At 67.1% G+C, this 21,228-nt stretch carries 22 protein-coding genes; 12 read left to right on the top strand and 10 right to left on the bottom strand.

The genetic code is table 11. The features are described from left to right. Positions 1 to 65: 65 nt before the first annotated feature. From JQ639_RS08715 to JQ639_RS08700, 4 genes are all read right to left on the bottom strand, one after another. Positions 66 to 1,322, bottom strand: a complete 1,257-nt coding sequence (locus JQ639_RS08715; protein ID WP_211965726.1) for an NAD(P)/FAD-dependent oxidoreductase — start codon at positions 1,320 to 1,322, stop codon at positions 66 to 68. 145 nt (positions 1,323 to 1,467) lie between these two features. Continuing rightward, entirely contained in the window at positions 1,468 to 1,902 is a 435-nt protein-coding gene (locus JQ639_RS08710) for a pyridoxamine 5'-phosphate oxidase family protein (protein WP_249123020.1), read from the bottom strand. A 13-nt stretch (positions 1,903 to 1,915) separates the two neighbouring features. Beyond that, positions 1,916 to 2,917: a tripartite tricarboxylate transporter substrate-binding protein gene (locus JQ639_RS08705; RefSeq protein WP_211965725.1), complete on the bottom strand. Its 1,002-nt coding sequence runs from the start codon at positions 2,915 to 2,917 to the stop codon at positions 1,916 to 1,918. Between the two features lie 147 nt (positions 2,918 to 3,064). Beyond that, entirely contained in the window at positions 3,065 to 3,838 is a 774-nt protein-coding gene (locus JQ639_RS08700; RefSeq protein ID WP_211965724.1) for a GntR family transcriptional regulator, read from the bottom strand. 222 nt (positions 3,839 to 4,060) lie between these two features. Here JQ639_RS08700 and JQ639_RS08695 point away from each other — a divergent pair, with 222 nt between their 5' ends. The 4 genes from JQ639_RS08695 (at position 4,061) to JQ639_RS08680 (ending at position 7,414) form a co-directional block, all read left to right on the top strand. Further along, positions 4,061 to 4,348, top strand: a complete 288-nt coding sequence (locus tag JQ639_RS08695; protein WP_211965723.1) for a UxaA family hydrolase — start codon at positions 4,061 to 4,063, stop codon at positions 4,346 to 4,348. Between the two features lie 88 nt (positions 4,349 to 4,436). Further along, on the top strand, positions 4,437 to 5,639 hold the full coding sequence (locus JQ639_RS08690; RefSeq protein WP_211966529.1) for a UxaA family hydrolase: 1,203 nt from the start codon (positions 4,437 to 4,439) through the stop codon (positions 5,637 to 5,639). Positions 5,640 to 5,832: 193 nt separating this feature from the next. Continuing rightward, a complete protein-coding gene (locus JQ639_RS08685; protein WP_211965722.1) occupies positions 5,833 to 6,255 on the top strand; it encodes a zinc-ribbon domain containing protein in 423 nt (140 codons plus the stop codon). A 166-nt stretch (positions 6,256 to 6,421) separates the two neighbouring features. Continuing rightward, a complete protein-coding gene (locus JQ639_RS08680) occupies positions 6,422 to 7,414 on the top strand; it encodes an Ldh family oxidoreductase (protein ID WP_211965721.1) in 993 nt (330 codons plus the stop codon). 9 nt (positions 7,415 to 7,423) lie between these two features. On the opposite strand, the gene JQ639_RS08675 is transcribed toward JQ639_RS08680, so the two are convergent. After that, entirely contained in the window at positions 7,424 to 8,068 is a 645-nt protein-coding gene (locus JQ639_RS08675; protein WP_211965720.1) for a glutathione S-transferase family protein, read from the bottom strand. Between the two features lie 115 nt (positions 8,069 to 8,183). Between JQ639_RS08675 and JQ639_RS08670 the strand changes: the two genes are divergently transcribed. Continuing rightward, on the top strand, positions 8,184 to 8,786 hold the full coding sequence (locus tag JQ639_RS08670) for a TetR/AcrR family transcriptional regulator (RefSeq protein ID WP_211965719.1): 603 nt from the start codon (positions 8,184 to 8,186) through the stop codon (positions 8,784 to 8,786). 96 nt (positions 8,787 to 8,882) lie between these two features. On the opposite strand, the gene JQ639_RS08665 is transcribed toward JQ639_RS08670, so the two are convergent. After that, complete coding sequence (locus JQ639_RS08665) at positions 8,883 to 9,431, bottom strand: fasciclin domain-containing protein (protein ID WP_211965718.1); 549 nt, start codon at positions 9,429 to 9,431, stop codon at positions 8,883 to 8,885. A gap of 146 nt (positions 9,432 to 9,577) precedes the next feature. Then, the gene (locus JQ639_RS08660) at positions 9,578 to 10,048 is read right to left on the bottom strand and encodes a MarR family winged helix-turn-helix transcriptional regulator (RefSeq protein WP_211965717.1); all 471 of its coding nucleotides are present in this window, start codon (positions 10,046 to 10,048) and stop codon (positions 9,578 to 9,580) included. 195 nt (positions 10,049 to 10,243) lie between these two features. On the opposite strand from JQ639_RS08660, the gene JQ639_RS08655 reads away from it, so the two are divergent. The 5 genes from JQ639_RS08655 (at position 10,244) to JQ639_RS08635 (ending at position 14,727) form a co-directional block, all read left to right on the top strand. Continuing rightward, positions 10,244 to 11,284, top strand: coding sequence for an alpha/beta fold hydrolase (locus JQ639_RS08655; protein ID WP_211965716.1), 1,041 nt, complete (start codon positions 10,244 to 10,246; stop codon positions 11,282 to 11,284). A gap of 36 nt (positions 11,285 to 11,320) precedes the next feature. After that, the gene (locus JQ639_RS08650) at positions 11,321 to 11,737 is read left to right on the top strand and encodes an organic hydroperoxide resistance protein (RefSeq protein ID WP_211965715.1); all 417 of its coding nucleotides are present in this window, start codon (positions 11,321 to 11,323) and stop codon (positions 11,735 to 11,737) included. A 10-nt stretch (positions 11,738 to 11,747) separates the two neighbouring features. Next, positions 11,748 to 11,945 carry a hypothetical protein gene (locus JQ639_RS08645; RefSeq protein ID WP_211965714.1) on the top strand — a complete coding sequence of 66 codons (198 nt, stop codon included), beginning with the start codon at positions 11,748 to 11,750 and terminating at the stop codon, positions 11,943 to 11,945. A 98-nt stretch (positions 11,946 to 12,043) separates the two neighbouring features. Further along, positions 12,044 to 12,463, top strand: coding sequence for a hypothetical protein (locus JQ639_RS08640; protein ID WP_211965713.1), 420 nt, complete (start codon positions 12,044 to 12,046; stop codon positions 12,461 to 12,463). 248 nt (positions 12,464 to 12,711) lie between these two features. Further along, complete coding sequence (locus JQ639_RS08635) at positions 12,712 to 14,727, top strand: GYF domain-containing protein (protein ID WP_211965712.1); 2,016 nt, start codon at positions 12,712 to 12,714, stop codon at positions 14,725 to 14,727. Positions 14,728 to 14,755: 28 nt separating this feature from the next. Here JQ639_RS08635 and JQ639_RS08630 read toward each other — a convergent pair whose 3' ends face one another. Continuing rightward, complete coding sequence (locus tag JQ639_RS08630; RefSeq protein WP_211965711.1) at positions 14,756 to 15,013, bottom strand: DUF3551 domain-containing protein; 258 nt, start codon at positions 15,011 to 15,013, stop codon at positions 14,756 to 14,758. Between the two features lie 212 nt (positions 15,014 to 15,225). On the opposite strand from JQ639_RS08630, the gene JQ639_RS08625 reads away from it, so the two are divergent. Then, positions 15,226 to 16,446: an MFS transporter gene (locus JQ639_RS08625; RefSeq protein ID WP_249123094.1), complete on the top strand. Its 1,221-nt coding sequence runs from the start codon at positions 15,226 to 15,228 to the stop codon at positions 16,444 to 16,446. 24 nt (positions 16,447 to 16,470) lie between these two features. Here JQ639_RS08625 and JQ639_RS08620 read toward each other — a convergent pair whose 3' ends face one another. Together JQ639_RS08620 and JQ639_RS08615 are read right to left on the bottom strand one after the other, a co-directional pair. Beyond that, positions 16,471 to 18,111, bottom strand: coding sequence for a tetratricopeptide repeat protein (locus JQ639_RS08620; protein ID WP_211965710.1), 1,641 nt, complete (start codon positions 18,109 to 18,111; stop codon positions 16,471 to 16,473). 235 nt (positions 18,112 to 18,346) lie between these two features. Continuing rightward, on the bottom strand, positions 18,347 to 19,660 hold the full coding sequence (locus JQ639_RS08615) for an Hsp70 family protein (RefSeq protein WP_211965709.1): 1,314 nt from the start codon (positions 19,658 to 19,660) through the stop codon (positions 18,347 to 18,349). 200 nt (positions 19,661 to 19,860) lie between these two features. On the opposite strand from JQ639_RS08615, the gene ribB reads away from it, so the two are divergent. Continuing rightward, complete coding sequence (gene ribB / locus JQ639_RS08610; RefSeq protein WP_211965708.1) at positions 19,861 to 20,937, top strand: 3,4-dihydroxy-2-butanone-4-phosphate synthase; 1,077 nt, start codon at positions 19,861 to 19,863, stop codon at positions 20,935 to 20,937. Positions 20,938 to 21,228: the final 291 nt, after the last annotated feature.

Below are 21,228 nucleotides of genomic sequence, written 5' to 3'. Positions count from 1 at the left end.
TGCCGGGAAATCCCGGCATGCTTCAGGTTCGCGCCACAACCGAGGGCGGACGGCTCGGAAAGATCCTAGCGCGCGCTCGGCACGGCCTTGCCGAACTCCGCGAACGCGGCTTTCAGCGCGGCCGGGCCTTCGGCGATCAGCGCGGCGCCGGGATGGAAGCCCGACGCCAGCATGCGGCGGCCGAGCATATGGTCGGCGGGGCGGTTGATGGAATCGATCGCCAGCAGTTCGTCATCGCGCAGGTGGTAGATCGAGAATGCGCCGTCCTCCGCCGCACCGCTGATCACCTGGCGTGTCGCGCCGTGGGCGAGGCCGACCATCTGCAGCTTCGCCGGTCCCTGGTCGGACCAGAACCACGGCACCTCGCGATAGCCCGCCGTTTCCGGCTTGTTCGTGAGCACGCGTGCGGCATGCCGCGCCTGGTCGGTGGCGTTCTGCACGGATTCGAGGCGCAGTCGGCTGCCGGTCTGCCAGTGCTCGTAGGACGCGCAGTCGCCGATCGCGAGGACTTCCGCGACCGAGCTGCGCAGCGTGCCGTCGACAGCGATGCCGTTGTCACAGGCGATGCCGGCCTGCTCGGCAAGGGCGATATCGGGATTGGCGCCGATGCCGACAATGACCATGTCGGCGGCGATTTGTGCGCCGTCGGTGGTCAGCACCGCGATGACGTGGCCGTTCGCGCCTTCAAGCCGGGCGACACCCGTGCCGGTCAGCAGCTTGACGCCAAGGCTCTTGTGCAGCTCGGCCATGTAGGCCGACATCGGCGGCGCCAGCACGCGGCCCAGAATGCGGTCCGCCGCCTCGATCACCGTCACCTGCTTGCCGAGGCCGGCGAGCGAGGCCGCGGCCTCCAGCCCGACGAAGCCGCCGCCGATGACGGCGACAGCCTGCGCGGTCGGGATCGCCGCGCGCAGCGCGCGTGCGTCGCCGACGGTGCGCAGGGTGAAGACGCCCGCGAGGTCGTGGCCGGGAACCGTGAGGCGGCGTGCCCGCGCGCCGGTGGCGAGCACGAGATGGTCGAACGGCAGCGGTGCGCCCTGGGCGAACTCGAGCCGCCGCGCACGCAGGTCCAGCGCGGTCGCGCGCGCGCCGAACCGCAGCGTGACGGCGTTGTCGACATAGGTGCTCTCGGCGCGCAGCAACTGCGGCGCCATGTCCGGCGTCTTGAGGAAAGCCTTGGACAGCGGTGGCTTGTGATAGGGAATGTCGGTCTCGTCCGACACCAGCGTGACCGGGCCGTCGAACCCCTCCTGTCGCAGGCTCGCCGCGAGCTGGCTGCCGCCATGGCCCGCGCCGAGAATGACGATGCCATGGCCGCTCATTGGCCCCTCTTTTGTTGCGTTGCAGCAAGGCAGGGGGCGGGCGGGCGCGGTCGACTGTGCATGCGGGACGGCTCGATCGTCAGAAAATTACAGCGGTCGGAGGCGTCTCTAGCGCAATCGCGTTCGCACGTCGATGCCCGGCCGTTCAGGCTGGTGAGGTCCATTCGCGGATCACGGCCGTCGCGGCGAAGTTCGACAGACGTGCCCAGTGCGGGGCGATGCGCCAGTAGGCAAGATTCGGCCTGCGCAGGCGATCGCGCCCGTCCGGCCACGTTGCATAATAGGCCTCGCGCAACGCGGCGCCATCGACGCCGCTGGCCGGCATCATGTGCGCGAGGCCCTCGAGTTGCAGCGTCGTCTCCTCGGCACCGTAGACCACGAGTGCGATGCGCGGATCGCGCGTCAGGTTGATGTGCTTGCGGCTGTCGGACGTGGTGTCGAAGATCACGTCGCATCCATCGGAGACGGCGATGCCGACGACGGCCGCCTGCGGCGCGCCGTCGGCTGCGCGGGTCGCGATCACGGCGAGCCGATGGTCGCGCAGGCAGGCGATGATGTCGGTCTTGCTCAACGCGGACATCGGCATCTCCAGGTCAACGCGCGGTCGCCGGCGTCACACCCGCCGTTTTGAGCAGACCGCCCCACCGGTCGATCTCGGCGAGGAAGCGCGTCTTGTGTGCCTCGGGTGACCATTCGGATGGCGGGAACGGCGTGGTGCCGACCGCCTTGAAGCGCTCGATCACCAGGGAATCGGCGAGCGCGATGGCCAGCGCCTTGTTCAACTTGGCAACGACTGCCGGTGGCGTGTCCTTCGGCGCGTAGAGGCCGTGCCAGATTGCCATGTCGAACTCCGGCAGTCCCGCCGCGGGGGCGGTCGCGACCTCCTTGATGGCGTCGATCGGCGTCGCCGACGTGACGATGTAGCCGCGCACCGTGCCGCTGACGATCTGCGGCACTGCAGTCGTCGACTGATCGCACAGCGCGTCGACCTGGCCGGTGACGATATCGTTCATCGCCGGACCGGTGCCGTTGTAAGGCACGTAGACCTGCTTGAGGCCGATGGCCTGGCTGAGCAGGATGGCGCAGAGATGGGCGTTGGAGCCGACGCCGGCGTGAGCCATGGTGATCTTGTCGCCCTCGCGCTTGAAATAGGCGACCAGCTCCTGCGCGGTCTGTGCGGCCAGCGTCTTGCGTCCGACCAGCACCATCGGTCCGGTGTTGATGAGGCCGAGCGGTGTGAATGCCGTCCTGGTGTCGTAGCTGAGATTGCTGTAGAGGCTCGGCGCAGCCGTCAGCGCGAGGTGATGGATCAGCAGCGTATAGCCGTCCGGCGCTGTGCGGGCGACCCGTGCGGCGCCGATGGTGCCGCCGGCGCCGGCGACATTTTCGACGATGACCTGCTGTCCCAGCGTCTGGCTCATGGAATGCGCGAGCAGACGGGCGATGACGTCGGATGGGCCGCCGGCCGCGAATGGCACCACCAGTGTGATGATGCGGGTCGGGTAGTCGTCGGCCGCGGCGTCGCCGGGCCGTGCGACGCCGGCAAGCACCAGCAGGGCGAGAGCAAGGCGTCGGCAACGGATCGCGAAACTCATTCTTGTCGTCCTCCCCGGGAGAAGCGTGACATTCAGAATGTAGCAGAGCGGTGCGAAGGAAGCGGAACTGTCGTCAGCTGCGAGAGCGGCCGGCAGGGTTGGTCGATGGCGGCGCGGGACAGGTCGCGTCCGGCGCCGCTGCGCGCGTCATCTCAGATCCGACAGGTAATGAGTGGCCTCGGTGAGGCAGACGCTGAGACGATGTTCGACCGCGCGGCCTTCGAGGTCGAAGGCGGTGCGGTCGATGAGAAGGGCGGGCGTGCGTGGCGGCGAGCCGAGCGCGCCGGCGTCCGTCGCCGAGAGCGCCACGGCCTTCAGCCGCTCCTCGGCCCGCGCGATGCGCGCGCCGAAACGGGTGGCGTAGAGCTGATAGAGGTTGTTGGGGATCGGGGAGCCGGTGAGGCGGGTGAACCGCGTCGCCGGGAGCAGAATGGTCTCGACGATCGCCGGCCGGCCCGCGAGCGAGCGCAGCCGGCGGATGCGGATTACCCGCGCCTCCGGCGGCAGCGCCAGCGCCGCGGCGGTGGCACGCGGCGCCTTGATTTCGCTGGTCCCAAGCACGCGGCTTTCAGGATAGACGCGCGCACCATGGTCCGGTGTCAGCTTGAAGAACTGGAACAGGATCCGCGGCTCGTCATGGGCGGCAACGAAGGTGCCGCGGCCCTGATAGCGCACCAGCAGGTTCTCGCCGGCCATCTCGTCGAGCGCCTTGCGGACCGTGCCCTGGCTGACGCCGAGATCGGCCGCGAGCTCGAATTCGTTGGGGATCGCCTTGTCCGGCGTCCAGCGCCCCTCGGCGATGCGGCGGATCAGCGTCTCTTTCACCTGGCGGTACAGTGGCCGGAAATCCGGCGTTGCCGCGCGGCGCGCCGCGCCGGACGCGGCGGTCCCGGCAACATGGTGGAGGGGCGCGCGCTTCATCGTTGACAGCCTATCAGGTCTTATATCTTATACAAGACTTGAAGCGATCTGCACGCGATGCGCTCGCTCGATCGTCAGTGTTGCCGTCATGGCCGGGCTTGTCCCGGCCATCCACGCCTTGCTTGTCATGAGGTCGTGAAGACATGGAGGCCCGCGACAAGCGCGGGCATGACGGAATGAGAAAATGCGATCATCCGTCCCCCGGATCTCTGGAAAGGCGCCATGACTCACCCCCACTGTCTGGTCCACTCGCCGAAGGATAATTGCGGCGTCGTGGTGGTCGAAGGTCTGAAGGCCGGCACCGACATGCTGTGCCTGATCACCGAGACCGACACCACGTTTCGCCTGATCGCGAAGATGGACATTCCGATCGGCCACAAGGTGGCGCTGAACGATATTCCGGCGCAGGCCACGGTGTGGAAGTACGGCGAGGATGTCGGCATCACCAAGGCGGCGATCGGGAAGGGCGAACACCTTCACGTTCACAATGCCAAGACCAAGCGCTGGTGAGGGCACCATGTCCAGTCCCGTATCGATCGTCACAGACTATGCCCATGCAAAAACGCAGCTCGCTGACGTCCGCGGGCGCTCGATCGAGATGCCGTCCTACAAGGCGCCTGCGATCAGCCGTGCGACGTCGTCCGCGATCACCGGCTGGCGCCGCGACAACGGCCGTGTCGGCGTGCGCAACCATGTGGTGATCCTGCCGCTCGACGATCTCTCCAATGCCGCCTGCGAAGCGGTCGCGAACAACGTCAAGGGCACGCTGGCGATCCCGCACGCCTATGGCCGGCTGCAGTTCGGAAAGGATCTCGACCTGCATTTCCGCACTCTGATCGGCACCGGCAGCAATCCCAATGTCGCCGCGGTCGTGGTGATCGGCATCGAGCCGGCCTGGACCAAGGTCGTCGTCGACGGCATTGCGAAGACCGGCAAGCCGGTCGCCGGATTCGGCATCGAGGAGCACGGCGACATCGCCACCATCGCGAAGGCGTCCTATGTGGCGAAGGATTACCTGCAGTGGGCATCCGAGCTGCAGCGCGAGCCGTGCGACCTCTCGGAACTGTGGATCTCGACCAAGTGCGGCGAGTCCGACACCACCACGGGGCTGTCGTCGTGCCCGACCGTCGGCAACATGTATGACAAGCTGCTGCCCAAGGGCATCTACGGCGTGTTCGGCGAGACCTCGGAGATCACAGGCGCCGAGCACCTGTGCAAGGCGCGTGCGGCGAGCTCCGAGGTCGGCGAGCGCTGGTACGCAATGTGGAAGGCCTATCAGGACGAGGTAATCGAGGCCCACAAGACCTCCGATCTCTCCGATAGCCAGCCGACCAAGGGCAACATCGCCGGCGGCCTCACCACCATCGAGGAGAAGGCGCTCGGCAATCTCGAAAAGATCGGCCGCACCTCCCGCTACATCGACATCCTCGAACCGGCGGAGACGCCGGACAAGGGACCGGGACTCTACTTCATGGACTCGTCGTCTGCGGCGGCGGAGTGTGTCACCCTGATGGCGGCGGGGGGCTATGTCGTGCATACCTTCCCGACCGGCCAGGGCAATGTCATCGGCAATCCGATCGTGCCGGTGATCAAGATCTCGGGCAATCCAAAGACGCTGCGCACCATGCCGGAGCATATCGACTGCGACGTCACCGGCATCCTTCGCCGCGACCTGACCATCTCGGACGCCGGCGATGCCCTCATCGACATGATCGCGCGCACCGCCAACGGCCGCCTCACCGCGGCCGAAGCGCTCGGCCACCGCGAGTTCTCGCTGACCAAGCTCTACCGCAGCGCCTAAGGCGCGGATGCATTCTCTCGTCGTCATGCCGGGCCGGCGCACAGCGCCGTGACCCGGCGATGCATCGCAGCGCCAGTGGTATTCGCGATGCCTTTCCGCGTCTGATGCATCATCAGTCGACTTCGGCTATTGTTGGCCTGCCGCAATGTGGTGGGCCGTCCTTTGGGGGCGTCGTTGCGGCAGGTGATCCGTCATGGGCAGCAACAAGCAGAAGCGCGAGGCGATCGACGCCAAACGGCAGGCGCAGAGGGACGATGTGCGCGAGCAGGCGCGCCGCGAGATCGAGCTAAGCCGCCGTCGTGATTTCGAGGCGAGGCTGGCGCGGGGCGAGGTGGCGGTCGAACCCTCGCGACTTGCGCCGTCGAACAGCTATTCCATTCCCCACTTCGTCGAGCGCGGGACCTATCAGCCCCAGCCTTTTGTCTGCAAGGACTGCGGCGTCGCGGAAGTGTGGACGCCGCTGCAGCAGAAATGGTGGTACGAGACGGCCAAGGGCGATGTGTTCACCACGGCGACACGGTGTCGCGCCTGTCGCGCCAGGGAACGCGCGCGCAAGGCCGCGGCTCGGCGTGCTCATCTGGAGGGGTTGGCCAGGCGAAAGCTCCCGGCCTCATGAGGGTCGAGCAGGACTGCAAACCGGGACGTTGCTCCTGACGAGTGGTCGGGTTCGTTCTGGTCGTTCCGGAGCACCGCTGCGCGGCGTCCATCACGACGGTCTTTCGATATCGCTCATGTCGATTCTTGCCGCTACACTCCGGCTTCAATCCCATCAGGAGCGGCCCATGAAGCTCAGCCTCGCCGACGCCACCACATGGACCGCCGACGTCTTCGCGCGTCACGGCTGCAGTGCCGATAACGCCGGTGCGGTGGCGCGCGCGCTGGTGACGGCCGAAGCGGATGGCCTGAAGGGCCATGGGCTGTCGCGCATCCCGACCTACCTGACGCTGCTGAGAAGCGGGAAGGTCGATGGCCAGGCCACGCCGGTGGCGACCCGGACGGCGCCTGCGGTGCTCGCGGTCGACGCCGCGAACGGCTTTGCCTACCCGGCGATCGATCTCGCGCTGCGCGAGCTGCCGCCGCTGGCCCGGGACCAGGGTGTTGCGACCGCCGCGATCCACCGCTCCAGCCACTGCGGCGCCGCCGGCTGGCATGTCGAGCGGCTGGCGAGTGCCGGCCTCGTGGCGCTGATGGTCGCCAACACGCCGGCGGCGATGGCGCCGTGGGGCGGTCGCGTGCCGGTGTTCGGGACCAATCCGATCGCTTTCGCCGCACCGCGCGATGATGCATCGCCATTGGTTGTCGATCTCTCGGTGTCCAAAGTGGCGCGCGGCAATCTCGTGGCTGCGAAGCAGCGCGGCGAAACCATTCCCGAGGGCTGGGCGCTCGACGCCAACGGTAACGCGACCACTGATCCCGCCGCAGGCCTCAAGGGCACCATGGTGCCGCTCGGCGACGCCAAGGGGGCGGCGCTGGCGGCGATCGTCGAGGTGCTGGCCGTCTGCCTCGCCGGCGCCGTGCCATCGGCGACCGCCAGTTCGTTCCTCGATGCCGAGGGCGGCCCGTCAGGTACGGGCCAACTCATGGTCGCGTTCGATCCCTGCGCCTTCGGCCACGACCGCTTCGCACCGTTGATGACGACGCTGGCGGCGTCGATCGTGATGCAGGATGGCGCACGCCTGCCAGGTGCGCGGCGCTTCACGCAGCGCGAGGCGGCGATGCGGGATGGCGTCGCCATTCCCGAGGAGGCGCTCGCCGCAGCAGATCAGCCGGGCTGAGCGGTCATTTCACACGTAGCTCTGGAGACGTTGACCCGGCAGCAGATCGTAGGGCGCCTGCCAGCTGGGCAGTGCGCGCACGCGGTCCAGCCAGGCGTGGATCGCGGGATGGCTCGCGGCGAAGTCGTAGCCGGATTCCTCTGGCGGGAACATCATATAGCCGACCATCGAGATGTCGGCGATGGTCGGCCGTTCGCCGGCGGCGAAGGCGGAACGTTCGAAGTGCCGTTCCGCGACGCGCAGGGTGTCCTTGAGCCGCTTCTGCAAAAAGGCGATGTCATGGGGATCGGGAGACGGCGTGAAGGCGCGCATGAAGCGCAGCGGCGCGAGATAGCCGCTGAGCTTGTGGTTGTCCCAGAACAGCCAGCGCAGCACTTCGAAGCGCTCGGTGTCGTCGTGGCCCTCGAAGCGGCCGTGGCGCGCGGCGAGGCGCAGCAGGATCGGCGCGGTCTGGCTCAGTCGCAGGCCGTCGTCCTCGAGCACAGGGATCTCACCCATCTCATTGACGCTGGCGCGCCATTCCGGACTGCGGGTGACGCCGGCGCCGAAATCGGTCCAGACCTTGTCGAACGATTGGCCGCAGAGGGCCAGCATCAGCGCCAGCTTGTAGCTGTTGCCGGATTCGGGGAAGTAATGCAGGCGATAGGCGGTCATGGCGATGCCTCGTCGATATCGGCGCGGGTGTGGTTGCGTTTGCCGAACCCTGTGTTAGGAAATACAGAACATTTGTTCTGGATCGTCAACCCGGCAACAGGGATGCGCTTTCGGCATGGCGGCGCTGGACACGGCAGGCGGACGCGGGCAGCGGCTGGCTGAAGCGGCGCTGCGCGTCATTGGCCGCGCCGGTATCGACAGCGTGACTCATCGCGCGGTCGCGGCGGAGGCCGGTGTCTCGCTCGGGGCTGTGACGCATCACTTTCCGACGCGTGACGCCATCGTCGACGCCGCGCTCCGCCTCGCGGTGGCGCGTGAGGTCGGCCGCCTGCAGGCGCTGGCGAACGCGCTGAAGCGCGAACGATTCGATGTCGAGGTGTGGATCGCTACGCTGGTCGGCGGGTATGCGCGCGAGCTCAGGACGAACGGCGACATCCACATCGCCTGCTACGAGGCGATGCTGGCTGCGGCACGGAACCCGCGCCATCGCGCCGCCGTGGCGGAGCTGTTCGACGCCTGGCGGGCGAGCGCCGAACTCGCCCTGCGGGCGGCGGGATCGGCTGCGCCGCGTGCCCATGCGGAACTGTTCGTGTCCGCGCTCGTCGGTCGGCTGCTGCAGCAACTTGCGATGCCAAGCCGGCACTTCCGTCGGAACGCCATTGCAGCGCTCGCAGTTCTGGTGCGTTCGTGCGTGGACGACAGCGCGGCGCGGGGATGAAAGCAAACGGCCCCGCTGCGGGAGGCTGCAGCGGGGCCGGCGGCGACGCGCCGGGGCATCAGTGGCTGTGGTCGGTGCGTCGCGGCGTGCGCGCCGTCAGCTCGGCAACAGCACGCTGTTGACGACGTGGATGACGCCGTTCGACTGGTTGACGTTGGGAATCGTCACGCGGGACACGCCGCCCTTGGAATCGACCAGCGAGATCATGCCGCCCGAATTCTTGACGGTCAGCGTTTCGCCTTCGACCGTGGTCAGCACCTTGCCGTCGGTGAGGTCGGCGGCTTCCAGCCGGCCCGGGACGACATGGTAGGTCAGGATCTTGGTCAGAGTGGCCTTGTTCTCCGGCTTCACGAGTGTCTCGACGGTGCCCTTCGGCAGCTTGCCGAACGCGGCGTTGGTCGGCGCGAACACGGTGAACGGGCCGGGGCTGGATAGCGTGTCGACGAGGCCGGCGGCCTTCACCGCGGCCACCAGCGTCGTGTGGTCGCGTGAATGCACCGCGTTGTCGACGATGTTCTTCGACGGATACATCGGCGCTCCGCCGACCATCACGGTCTTGTCCTTGGCCATGACTTGAACGGCCGGGGCGGCGATCATCAGCGAACCGATCGCGGCGGCTGCGAGAATGGCATTCATCTTCAGCATCAGTTTTCTCCCATGGGCCAGACGCGTCCGTGGATGTCCACGGGCGTCGCGAACGAAAACGACATCCGGCGTCGCGAGATGCGATGTCCGGCGTCCATGGGAGGTACGGCACGGCCCGAAATTGGTTTCGCGCCGACCAGCAGCAGTTAATCCTCGGCCTGCGCGTGCCGGATCAGGTTGTCGCGCAGGTTGGCGATGCCCTTCTGCATCCGGCTGAACTCATCGGGCTTCAGTCCGGAAGCCGCGACAAGGTTCATGCCGAGGCCCTTCTCGCGAAGCCGGCGGCCGGCGTCGGTCAGGCTGACGCGCACCTGGCGTTCGTCGGCGGGATCGCGCCGCCGCGTCAGGTAGCCCATCCCTTCGAGCTTTTTGAGGATCGGGGTCAGGGTGTTGGATTCCAGGAACAGCTTTTCGCCGAGGCCGCTTACGGTCTGGTCGTCCTCCTCCCACAGCGCCACGACGGTGATGTACTGCGGATAGGTGAGGCCGAGTTCCTTGAGGATCGGCTGATACGCCCGCCCATAGGCGAGATTCGCCGAATAGATGGCGAAGCACAGAAAATCGGCGAGGCGCGGCCCGTTGGGGCCGTCGGCGGCGGGCTTGTCGGAGCGTTTCATGAAGCGGGTCCTGTGGCGTTCGAGCGCGCTGGCTTGTCACACAAGGATGTGAAGTCTCGTACCCATATATATCGTATGCGATCTTATCGGAAGGGGTTGACTTCAGCCGCCGCGGCGATTTATTTATCGCACAGGAATTAATCGTAAGCGATTTAAATCAGGGTGGCGCCGCCAACCCGATCCAGGAGACCCTTCATGTCCGACCTCGTCGATCCGCGCCGCCGGCGTTTTCTCGGCACCGCAGCCGCCGCTCTGGCCGCGGCATCGTTCGGTGTGCCTGCAACGGCGCGTGCACAGGCCGCCGGCCCGGCGCCGTCGTCAGCTGCGGCGACAGGCAACGGCTTCGGCCCGCTGAAGCAGATCCGGGCTGGCGATCTCGACGTCGGCTATGTCGAGGTCGGTCCGGCGGGTGGTCCGGTGGTGCTGTGCCTGCATGGCTGGCCCTACGATATCCACAGCTATGCCGAGGTCGCACCGCTGCTTGCCGCCAGGGGCTACCGTGTCATCGTGCCGTACCTGCGCGGCTATGGCACGACGCGTTTCCTGTCGGACGCGACGCCGCGCAACGGCCAGCAGGCCGTGGTGGCGGCCGATGCGCTGGCGCTGCTGGACGCGCTGAAGATCGAGCGGGCGGTGCTCGCCGGCTACGACTGGGGTGCGCGCACTGCCGACATCGTCGCGGCGCTGGCGCCGCAGCGGGTCAAGGCGCTGGTGTCGGTGAGCGGCTATCTGATCGGCAGCCAGGCCGCCGGCGCCATGCCGCTGCCGCCGCAGGCCGAGCTGCAGTGGTGGTACCAGTTTTACTTCGCGACCGAGCGTGGCCGTCTCGGCTATGACAGGAACCGCGCGGCGTTCGCACGCCTGATCTGGCAGATCGCCTCGCCGCGCTGGGCGTTCGACGATGCCACCTTCGCGCGATCGGCCGCGGCCTTCGACAATCCCGACCATGTCGCCGTGGTCATTCACAACTACCGCTGGCGGCTCGGCCTTGCCGAGGGCGAGGCGCGCTTCGACGCCGACGAGCGCAGGCTCGCCGCCGCGCCGGTCATCACGGTGCCGACCATCACCATGGAGGGCGACGCCAACGGCGCGCCGCATCCCGAGCCCGCGGCCTATGCCGGCAAGTTCTCCGGCCGCTACGAGCACCGCCTGATCACCGGCGGCATCGGTCACAACCTGCCGCAGGAAGCGCCGCAGGCCTTTGCCCAAGCCGTCCTCGACGTCGACCGCTTCTGATCCCCTGCAACGTTCATTCAACCAAGGAGACTGACCATGACCTCGATCGACAAGGTTCTCTACACCGCGAAGACCCACACCACCGGCGGCCGCGACGGCGCAGCCCGCTCCTCCGACGGACGCCTCGATATCGCGCTGTCGCGGCCCGGCAGCTCCGGCGCCGGCACCAATCCCGAGCAGCTGTTCGCGGCCGGCTGGTCGGCCTGTTTCATCGGCGCCATGACCCGCGCCGCCCAGGGGCTCGGCGTGAGCCTGCCGAAGGATGTCGCTGTCGATGCCGAGGTCGATCTCGGCACGGCCGGCGAAGCGTTCCAGCTGCAGGCGCGTCTCGCGGTCAGCCTGCCGGGCCTCGATCCGGAAGTCGCCCGCAGCGTCGTCGACGCCGCCCACCAGCTCTGCCCGTATTCGCGGGCGACGCGCGGCAACATCGATGTCGCGCTGAGCGTGGCGTGAGGAGGTTGTCATGTGGAGCCTCAACATGCTCCGGGTGATGCTGGTGATGGCGCGGGCGCTCGCCATCGCCATCTCCCCGATGGTGGTGGCAATGGCCCATGTCGCCACCACCTGGCCGCAGGACCGCCGCGGCTGCATCCCCGCCCGTGTCAGCCTCGTACGGACCGAACGCCGCGGGCGTGCTGTGGAAAACGTCGGCGCGCGCTGAGACGCGCCGGCGATTTCCGCCGAATGCTTCCCAAACGCGCCGCTCCCCACTACAACGGTGGCCCACAATCGACCGCCGTTACATAGAAGGATTGGGGAATGGCCGAAGCCGATCTGGATGCCGTCATCCGGGACATCGCGAAGAAGCAGAACAAGGTGCTGCAGGATGCCGTCAAGAAGCGGCATGACGGGCTGATGGCGCTCTCCGCGAAGGCCAAGGACAAGGGCGCCAGGGATCGCTTCCGGCAGCTCGCCAAGGAGACCAGGGTTCATGCCGCCGCGGCCGTCCGCCGCCTGCAGATCTCGGCTCAGAATGCCGCCGAGAGCTATGCCCGCGCCATCAAGCGGGTCGAGGAAGAGACCGCCGCCGCGCTGAAGGCTGCCGCCGAGAAGCTCGCCCAGGAGGCGGCCGCCAAGAAGGAGACCGCCGCGAAGAAGGCTGCCGCCAAGGCTCCGGCAGCGAAGAAGGCTCCAGCAAAAAAGAAGCCGGCGGCCAAGGCGAAGACGGCTGCTGCCTGAGGCTGCGTGGGGCGCGCGTGAGCGCGCCCCGATCCCTCCCGGACGATTGTCCGGTCTCGCCCGACCGGCGATGGCGCCGCCTTGGCGCCTAGCGTCTGGCGTCTGAGCGGCACGGCGTTCCGCCGGCTCGATACGCGCGGCCCGTTTGATTCTCGCTCCGGTTGTGGCAGGCTTTCCGTTGGGGGCGAACGTCCGGCCGCGAGCATGCGCGGCCGGCCTGACGGTGCGCCCTCGCGGGGTGGAGCACGATGGGCGTCGCGTGGTTCTTGCAGGATGGTCGCGACCGGGTCGGTCCGCTCAGTGAAGCCGAATTGAGGCAACGTATCGCCGGCCATGCGCGTGCCGACCGCCTCTGGGTCTGGCGCGACGGTTTCGACAACTGGAAGACGGTGGCCGAGGCGCTCGAACCAGCGAGCATCGCGCCGCGGCGCCGCGCGAAGTTTCGCTGGGCGCTGTACGGCGCCATTCCCGGCACGCTACTGACGGCGTCCGATGTGCTGCTGGAATGGCGCGGGCCCGTGCTGCGGCCGTGGAACGACCTCGGGACGGCGGAGAACATCGGCTATCTCTTCGGCGCCATCGTGCCGCTCATGCTCATCGGCTTTCTGGCGGGGACAATCCGCGATGCGCGTGCGGGGCGTGCAAAAGCTGTTCGCGAGGCGCCCGAGCCGTTGCAAGCCGCTCCGGCCGCGGCCGCGGCATCCGATGCTGTCCCATCGCATCGTTTCAACAACTTCATCGCCCGCAACTGGCGCGGTGAGTACTCGCTGCCGGTGGCCTATTGGGTCTTCGGCATTCTCGGCAATATCGCGATCCTGCTGGTGCCCTATGGCATCAGTCTCGCGCCCGGTGTGAAATCCGGCTTCAGTCCGTTGCCGCTGTTCGTGGCATTCAGCGGGATGTGGTTCGCGATTGCCGTGATCCAGATGTGGCAATGGGTCAGTGTCTGGCGCTCCGCCGGCCGCTACATCGCGACGCGCCGCGCCAGCGGACGGATCGCGCCGTGGGGCTACGTCGCGCGCATCATGGTGTTCCTCGGGCTGTTGCAGGGGGTGGCAATCGGGATCAAACAGGCCGCGCCGCAGTTGCGCGAACTCGGCCGCATCGCTTTCTATGACGACCCGGATGTGCCCGACTACAGCATCCGCGTGATGCGTAACGGCACCGAGGCCGAGATCTCCGGTGGCATCAAGTATGGCCTGACGGACGATTTCGCCGTGGTCCTGCGCGCGTCGCGGCAGATCCGTGTCGTGCATCTGACCAGCGTCGGCGGCCGCATCGGCGAGGGCGAAAAACTCTATCAGCTGATCAAGGACAACGGCCTGATCGCCTACGTGTCCGGACGATGCATGTCGGCATGCACGGTCGCTTTCGCCGGCGGACGCGAGCGTGTTCTCCTGAAGGGCGCCACGCTCGGCTTCCATCGCGGCTCGTTCGCGGGCAAGGACGAGAAGGATACGCCTGAGCTGATCGGACAGCGGCGGGTCTTCTCGGAAGCCGGTTACAGCCCGCAGTTCATCACGCGGGCACTGGCGACGGAAAACGCCAGCATCTGGCAACCGTCTGCGGCTGAGCTTCTGCAGGCCCATGTCATCACCCGCGTGTCAGACGGTGGCGACTTTGCGAGCTCGGGATACGAGTTTGCGCTGACGCGCGCCAACCTCGCGGACTGGATCGTGCAGAGCAACAGCTGGATGGAGGCGGTGCGCAAGCGCGATCCCGACCGCTTCGACGGCATTGTCGGTGTGATTCATGACGGTGTCGTCGCGGGCAAGACCGAAAACGAACTCGCGGTCAGCATGGGCAACAAGGTTCACGATGCCGTGGTCGCGCTGCAGGTCCGCGCCGCCGACGACGTGCTCATCGACATCGCCAACCTGCACGCCGACAGCATCGATATGCTGGCGGCAAGGAGCGCCGCGAGCTGCTTTGCCTATGCGTCGACCGAGCCGGCGGTCGGGGCCGACACGACGCCGGAACTGCAGCAGCGCGCCGAGCGCATCAGGGAGCGGGTCACCCAGACCTGGGCGGAGCGGCCCGAAGCCACGCAGCAGGCCGACAAGGCGCTCTGGGCCAAGCTCATCAAGCGGCTGATGGCCAGGGGCATGACGCGGGACGACTTCGACCTCATGGAGCGCACCGATGTCGCCGACAAGGACAAGCCGCGGTACTGCCGCAGCCGGGCGCTACTCTATCGCGAGGCGGTCGCGTTGCCACGCAAGGAAGCGGCGATGCTGATTCGCGCGATCATTTCGGGCGGCTGAGGGCCGCAACAGATCGTGATGCCCTGACTCACGCCCGCGAATGCCGGCGGTGGTGACGGCGTGGCGCGTCGACGTCGTAGACCTGCTGCGGCGGCACCATCACGTTGCGGCGGCAGTCGCCATAGGTGCCGGACAGCGCGGCCATGCACTGCTGGAACGTCGAATACATGCAATCGTGGTTGCCGAGGCGGCACCACGGATAATAGACGTCGGCCCGGGCCGGGGCGGCACTTGCCAGCGTGGCGGCGACGGCCGCTGCCGCGGCGGCGAGGAGGGCGGTCTTCATGGCGGACTCCCTGGTTCTCAGAGCACAAACACCGTTGCGGAACCTGGTGTTCCCGCTACCGTTGTTCAAGTCGTCGTCATTGCCCGATGCGAGGCCGAATGACCGAGCCGATGTTGAACGTGCCCGTGGCTGCCGTGCCCCCCGCGACGCGGCCCGACGCTGCGATCGCGCAGCCGCCGCGCGGCGCCACGCTGGCCGCCACCATCGGCAACATGCTGGAATTTTACGACTTCCTCACCTACGGTTTCTTCGCCGTACAGATCGGCCGGACGTTCTTTCCGTCCCATAGCCCTTATGCCAGCCTGATGCTGTCGCTCGCGACCTTCGGCGCCGGCTTCATCACCCGGCCGATCGGCGGCGTGGTGATCGGCCTCTACTCGGATCGTGCGGGGCGACGCCCCGCCATGGTGCTGAGCTTTGCGATGATGGGCTGCGCCATCGTCGTGCTGGCGCTGCTGCCGTCCTATGCCAGTATCGGTATTGCCGCGCCGATCCTCGCCATCCTTGCGCGCATGGTGCAGGGCTTCTCGCTCGGTGGCGAGGTCGGCCCCACCACCGCCTACCTGATCGAGACCGCGCCGCCGGGGCGCCGCGCCAGCGCCGTCGCCTGGCAGCCGGCCAGCCAGCAGATTGCGGCGACCTTCGCCGCCTTCGTCGGCCTCGTGCTGTCATCGGTGATGTCCCATGACGCGCTTGACGCTTATGGCTGGCGCATTGCCTTCCTGATCGGCGCGCTGACGCTGCCGTTCGGCCTGTGGCTGCGCGCGCGCATGCCGGAATCGATCCATTTGCCGGAGGAGCATGTTCACGCCACCGCGCAGGGTGCGGACGGGCGCGGGCGATGGCAAGGCCATCGCCGGCTGATGCTGCTCGGGCTCTTTGTGCTCGCCAGCGGCACCATCACCACCTATGTCACCCAGTACATGACGACCTATGCGGAGACCACGCTGGGCGTCGGCGCGGGCCTTGCGTTCGCAACCTCGGTGGTCAGCAACGGCCTCGGCATCCTCGGCGCGCTGATGGGCGGCTGGCTCGCCGACCGGTATGGCCGCTGGCCGGTGATGGTGTGGCCGCAGCTTGCCGCGCTGCTGCTGACCTGGCCGGTGTTCCTCTGGATGGTGACGGCAAAGAGCCCGGCCGCGCTGCTCGGCGGCTTCGGACTGCTGGCCCTGATCGGCTCGCTGCCGTTCACCGCGTTCTACGCCGCGATGACCGAAAGCCTTCCGAAGCCGATCCGCGGCAGCCGCTTCGCCATCCTCTATGCGGTGGCGATCGCGCTGTTCGGCGGCACCGCGCAGCTCGTCGTCACCTGGCTGATCCATGTCACCGGCGATGCGCTGGCGCCGGCGTGGTACCTGCTGGTCACGGGCGTGATCGGTCTCATCGCTATGGCGCTGATGGAGGAGACGATGCCGCCACACGGCGAGGTGTGACGCGCCGACCGCGACAACGCCCATCTATCGTCTGGCGACACCCTGCACGATGGCGCCGAACAGTTCCAGCATCTGCTGCTGGGTCGCCTGGTTGGCGCGAGCCTGATTGGCCTTCTGAAGCTCGGCATCATAGCCGCGCTGAGCCCCGGCGTGGCCGAGCCCCGCCGCTCGCTGCAGCAGAGCGAGCCTGGCCTGCTCCGGATTGGGAACGGCAACGAGCCCGCGATCGATCAGATCGACCAGGCTGACCATGGAGTCGGGATCGCCAAGCTCGCTGCCACGGCGGAACAGGGCGATGGCGGTGGTGGTGTCATGGCGGTCATAGAGATACATGCCGCCGAGGTTGTCGAAGGCCGCAGGGTAGCTCGCCTGGGTGAGGCGCGACAGGATATCGAACGCGAGCTTCTTGTCCTTGAATTGGGCGGCCCGCGCCAGCTGGTACTGCAGACGCGGTTCGGACGGAAAGGCCTGTCCGGCTTTCGTACAGGCGTCAAAGGCCTGATCGGCCTGCCGCTTCAGCAGGTCGAAGGATACGCCGTCTCCCACATGCCGCGCGTCGGTGGGATTGCCGGCGAGGCGATCGCATTCCGCGGCCATCTGCTGCAGTTTCTGCTGCGCTTCGGCCGCAGCCTGCTGCTGGAGACGTTCGCGGTCGGCGGCTTCCCTGGCCTGCTGCGCGGCCAGAGCTGCCCGCTCGGCAGCGTCTCTGGCGAGGCGCTCGTCGTCGGCCCGCTTTTTGGCCGCCGCGGCTTCGACGCGCTGGCGCCAGTCGGCGATGATGTCGCGCGTCACCGGTTTGAACGCGTCGCCGGAACGCGCATGAAAGCCTGGTCCATCATAGAATTCATAGGTGCCGTCGTCGCCCCGCCAGTACCACAACTTGGCGCTTCCCGTGGTCGGATCGAAGAAGCCGAATGTGTCGGGGTCGTCGACCCGCGCAGCGGTGCGTTTGATCAGCTTCGCGTTCTGCGAGCGCCAGAGCTCGATGGCTTGCCGGGTGATTGGTGTCAGTTCGGCGCCGGTGCGCGGATGAAAGCCCATCAGGTCGAACAGTTCGATACTGCCCTGTTCGTTGTTGGCGAACCAGACGATCGGCTCGCCGGTGACGGCATCGAAGAATTTCGGATCGCTGGAGGTGATTTGTGTCGGGCGATGGCCGTTCCTGTATTGCTCGAGCTTCTCGACGATCTGCGGCGTCAGCGGGCGGCATTCCCGGCCGGTTTCGGGATCAGTCCCGACGCGGTTGAGTGTCTTGATGCTGTTGCGCGTCATCACGTAGCATTTCTCGGCGACGCCGTTGCGCTGGAAATTGGCATCGATCCGGGCGATCAGCAGCGAGTGTCCGATCGCGAACGCGCAGAGCCCCGCGATGCCCAGTCGGCGCTTGATCTTCGAGAACGACAGGGTCCAGCCGGCGAGGATGACAATGACGACGAAGCTGGCCCAGAGAACAGCGCGTGCGAACCCGCGGTTGAGGTCGTAGACGTCGGCGATTTCCTCGGCATAACTGCGGGCGATGAAGAAGTAGATCAGCTCGTTGCACAGCCAGAAGATGATGCCGCCGAGCAGCAGGCATCCCGCCAGGATGACGAGCACCCGCGCGGTCGTTCCGAGATGTCCGAGTGTCTGCGCGACGAGCGCGCGCAGCTGTCCGATGAATTGCACGGCTGCCCCCTGCAAAAATTCGAGAGCGAGATGAAAAAAATGAAATATGAGCCGGACAAGGATAGGGGTCCGGGCGTCCTTTTGTCAAAGCCTCTGCCGCGACGGCGGAATTCAGTCCGCTCCGGCGAGGAAGGCGAGGCGCCCGGGTCCCTTGTCGGGGCGTCAGGTCACGGCCTCGCAGCAGATCATCAGCCTCTTCCCGATCGGCTCTTCACGAGCGCCCGTCCGTGCCAATTCAGGCCGCCACCGTCCACCTCTCCGGCTCCGCGGTCTGGCCGATCAGGGCGAGCCCGAAAGCGATGGATTCGAACTGGTCAGCGGAAGTCAGCCGTTCGGCGCCGAAGCGCTCGCGGAACATGCGCTGCACTGCCGGCACGAACGAGGTGCCTCCGGTGAGAAACACCTTGTCGATGTCCTGCGCGGCGAGGCCCGCCTGGTCGAGCACGGTGTCGACGGTGGCGCCGAGGCGGGCGACGTCGTCCTCGATCCAGCTCTCGAAATCGGCCCGGGTGATGGTCGCGCCGATGTCGATGCCGCTGCTCTTGAAACGGAAGTCGACGCGCTCGTGCTGCGACAGGCCAACCTTGGCCTGCGAGATCGCGCGGTAGAGCGCAAAGCCGAGATCGTCCTCGACGATGGTGATGAAGTTGTGCAGCGCCTCCGGCTTGTCGGCTGTGCGTGCCAGCGTGTGCATCTCGCGCAGGTCGCTCGATCCCTTGAGCATCGCCAGCTGGTGCCAGCGCGCGAGGTTTGAGTAGTAGTGGCTGGGGATCGTCAGCACTTTACCGAGCGAGCGGTAGGTCGAGCCCTTGCCGAGCTTCGGCGACACCACATGGTCGACGATGCGAAAATCGAAGTTGTCGCCGGCGATGCCGATGCCCGCGTGTCCCAGCGGTTCGGCGCGCAGCGCGCCGCCCTTGCGGGTGAAACGCATCACCGAGAAGTCGCTGGTGCCGCCGCCGAAGTCGGCGACCAGCACGGTGGCGTCGTGGTCGAGATGGCGCGCGAACGAGAATGCCGCGCCGACCGGCTCGTAGACGTAGCGCGCGTGTTCGGCGCCGAGCCGCGCGAACGCGCTCTGGTAGCGCTGCATCGCCAGCGCTTCGTCCGGGTTGCCGCCCGCGAACTTCACCGGGCGGCCGACCATGATGGTCGGCGCGGTGAGGTCGAAGCCGGCGCCGGCGTGGCGCGTCAGCGTCCGCAGGAAAGCGGCAAGCAGGTCCTCGAACTTGTAGCGCTTGCGGAACACCTGGGTGGTGTTGAATGCGTTGCTGGCGGCGAAGGTCTTGAACGACTGGATGAAGCGATGGACGGCGCGGCCTTCGAGGAACTGCTCGATCGCCCACGGGCCGCCCTCGGCGCGCGGGTCGAGGCCGCTGCCCGGCCGGTCTTCCCAGAAGCACAGCGCCGAGACGTAGACGCTGTGGTTCTTGCCGCCATGGTCGAAGCGGATGGCATCGACCTGGCCGTCGGGGCTCGCCAGCGCGACCACGGTGTTGCTGGTGCCGAAATCGACGCCGATGGAGACAGCAGGAGAGGAACTCGGCATGAAGGATCCGACAACGTGGGCAGGGATGGGGAAGGGGGCGGACGTTTAGCGGCTTCGGGCGCGAATGCCAACCCCGGATTGGGCTGTTTCAAACGCCTGAATCCGCCCCGCCGAGCTGCCATGTCGTGGAACCATGGTTGCGCGCCCCCATATGATGCGCCATACGATGGGGAAGACCCGTTATTCCAGAGTGAGCGCCGATGCCGCATCCCATTTCCGACGTCCTGAAGGCCTTCGCGGCCGGTGAAATCGTGGTGGTGACCGATGATGACGACCGCGAGGGTGAGGGCGATCTCATCGTTGCCGCGTCGCTCTGCACGGCGGAGAAAATGGCGTTCATCGTCCGCCATACCTCCGGCATCGTCTGCGCGCCGATCACCGTCGAGGACGCCCGCCGCCTGCGGCTCGATCCGATGGTGGCGCACAACGATTCCAACCACTCCACCGCGTTCACGGTGTCGATCGACTACAAGCCGGGCATGACCACCGGCATCTCGGCGGAGGAGCGCACCGCGTGCTGCCGCGCGCTCGCCAATCCCAATGTCGGCGCCGGCGACTTTGCCCGCCCGGGGCATATCTTTCCCCTGATCGCCCGCGACGGAGGCGTTCTCCTGCGTTCGGGCCACACCGAAGCGGCGATCGATCTCTGCCGGCTCGCGGGCCTGCCGCTCGTTGGCGTCATCAGCGAATTGATGAACGACGACGGCACGGTGATGAAGGGCGCGCAGGTCGCGGCGTTCGCCGACAAGCACCAGCTCAAGCATGTCACCATCGCTGACATGATCGCCTACCGCCAGGCACGAGAGAAGCTGATCGAGCGGGTGTCGTCGTTCACGGTCGACAGCCCGATCGGGCCTCTGGAAGGCCACGCCTACCGCTCGCCGTTCGATCCGATCTATCATGTCGCGTTCGTCTACGGCGGCATCGGCGACGGCAGGAACGTGCTGACGCGTTTCCACAAGCCGAACATCGTCAAGGATCTGTTCAACGGCCCGCGCAGCGTGCTGGCGGCGCTCGAGCAGTTCAAGGCGCGCGGCTCCGGCGTGCTGGTCTACCTGCGCGACGGCGCGGCCGGCGTGCCGGTCGAGCCGCTCGCCGAGGCCGCCTCGGTGGAAGCCGATCGCAACCGGCAATGGCGTGAGGTCGGCGTCGGCGCGCAGATCCTGCGCGACCTCGGCGTCACCTCGATCCGCAACCTGACGTCGTCGACTCACGACTACAAGGGTCTGTCCGGCTTCGGCATCGAGATCGTCTGCAGCGAGCCGCTGGAAGGCTGACGATGCGCCACGTGCGCCCGCATTCTGCGGGCGCGATGCGGATGCCGGCTGGCGATGCGACAACTCCCTGGCGAGCCGGCGGGGAGCCTGTCACGCCGAGGCGTCGGCCGGCTGGCCGACCGGCCCCCGAGCGGGGCCATTGCGCCGATAAACGTTTTAAGCTTAAAATATATCCCGCATGGGCCTCTGCGTGGCGGGGCCTTGCATTGTGACCGCAAGACCGTAACCTGCCGCCAACGCCGCCGGGTCGTCATCCCGCGGCAAAATGTCAAATAATTCAAAAGGAAAGAG

This window comes from Bradyrhizobium sp. U87765 SZCCT0048, assembly GCF_018131225.1.
Lineage (GTDB): Bacteria > Pseudomonadota > Alphaproteobacteria > Rhizobiales > Xanthobacteraceae > Bradyrhizobium_A.
Note: the sequence above shows the minus strand (reverse complement) of the source record. Positions and strands in the feature narration are given on the sequence as shown.

Excerpts from the sequence above, each read along its gene's own strand:
- JQ639_RS08715 (WP_211965726.1), bottom strand. The coding sequence starts at position 1,322 with ATGAGCGGCCATGGCATCGTCATTCTCGGCGCGGGCCATGGCGGCAGC.
- JQ639_RS08710 (WP_249123020.1), bottom strand. The coding sequence starts at position 1,902 with ATGTCCGCGTTGAGCAAGACCGACATCATCGCCTGCCTGCGCGACCAT.
- JQ639_RS08705 (WP_211965725.1), bottom strand. The coding sequence starts at position 2,917 with ATGAGTTTCGCGATCCGTTGCCGACGCCTTGCTCTCGCCCTGCTGGTG.
- JQ639_RS08700 (WP_211965724.1), bottom strand. The coding sequence starts at position 3,838 with ATGAAGCGCGCGCCCCTCCACCATGTTGCCGGGACCGCCGCGTCCGGC.
- JQ639_RS08695 (WP_211965723.1), top strand. The coding sequence starts at position 4,061 with ATGACTCACCCCCACTGTCTGGTCCACTCGCCGAAGGATAATTGCGGC.
- JQ639_RS08690 (WP_211966529.1), top strand. The coding sequence starts at position 4,437 with ATGCCGTCCTACAAGGCGCCTGCGATCAGCCGTGCGACGTCGTCCGCG.
- JQ639_RS08685 (WP_211965722.1), top strand. The coding sequence starts at position 5,833 with ATGGGCAGCAACAAGCAGAAGCGCGAGGCGATCGACGCCAAACGGCAG.
- JQ639_RS08680 (WP_211965721.1), top strand. The coding sequence starts at position 6,422 with ATGAAGCTCAGCCTCGCCGACGCCACCACATGGACCGCCGACGTCTTC.
- JQ639_RS08675 (WP_211965720.1), bottom strand. The coding sequence starts at position 8,068 with ATGACCGCCTATCGCCTGCATTACTTCCCCGAATCCGGCAACAGCTAC.
- JQ639_RS08670 (WP_211965719.1), top strand. The coding sequence starts at position 8,184 with ATGGCGGCGCTGGACACGGCAGGCGGACGCGGGCAGCGGCTGGCTGAA.
- JQ639_RS08665 (WP_211965718.1), bottom strand. The coding sequence starts at position 9,431 with ATGCTGAAGATGAATGCCATTCTCGCAGCCGCCGCGATCGGTTCGCTG.
- JQ639_RS08660 (WP_211965717.1), bottom strand. The coding sequence starts at position 10,048 with ATGAAACGCTCCGACAAGCCCGCCGCCGACGGCCCCAACGGGCCGCGC.
- JQ639_RS08655 (WP_211965716.1), top strand. The coding sequence starts at position 10,244 with ATGTCCGACCTCGTCGATCCGCGCCGCCGGCGTTTTCTCGGCACCGCA.
- JQ639_RS08650 (WP_211965715.1), top strand. The coding sequence starts at position 11,321 with ATGACCTCGATCGACAAGGTTCTCTACACCGCGAAGACCCACACCACC.
- JQ639_RS08645 (WP_211965714.1), top strand. The coding sequence starts at position 11,748 with ATGTGGAGCCTCAACATGCTCCGGGTGATGCTGGTGATGGCGCGGGCG.
- JQ639_RS08640 (WP_211965713.1), top strand. The coding sequence starts at position 12,044 with ATGGCCGAAGCCGATCTGGATGCCGTCATCCGGGACATCGCGAAGAAG.
- JQ639_RS08635 (WP_211965712.1), top strand. The coding sequence starts at position 12,712 with ATGGGCGTCGCGTGGTTCTTGCAGGATGGTCGCGACCGGGTCGGTCCG.
- JQ639_RS08630 (WP_211965711.1), bottom strand. The coding sequence starts at position 15,013 with ATGAAGACCGCCCTCCTCGCCGCCGCGGCAGCGGCCGTCGCCGCCACG.
- JQ639_RS08625 (WP_249123094.1), top strand. The coding sequence starts at position 15,226 with ATGCTGGAATTTTACGACTTCCTCACCTACGGTTTCTTCGCCGTACAG.
- JQ639_RS08615 (WP_211965709.1), bottom strand. The coding sequence starts at position 19,660 with ATGCCGAGTTCCTCTCCTGCTGTCTCCATCGGCGTCGATTTCGGCACC.
- ribB (WP_211965708.1), top strand. The coding sequence starts at position 19,861 with ATGCCGCATCCCATTTCCGACGTCCTGAAGGCCTTCGCGGCCGGTGAA.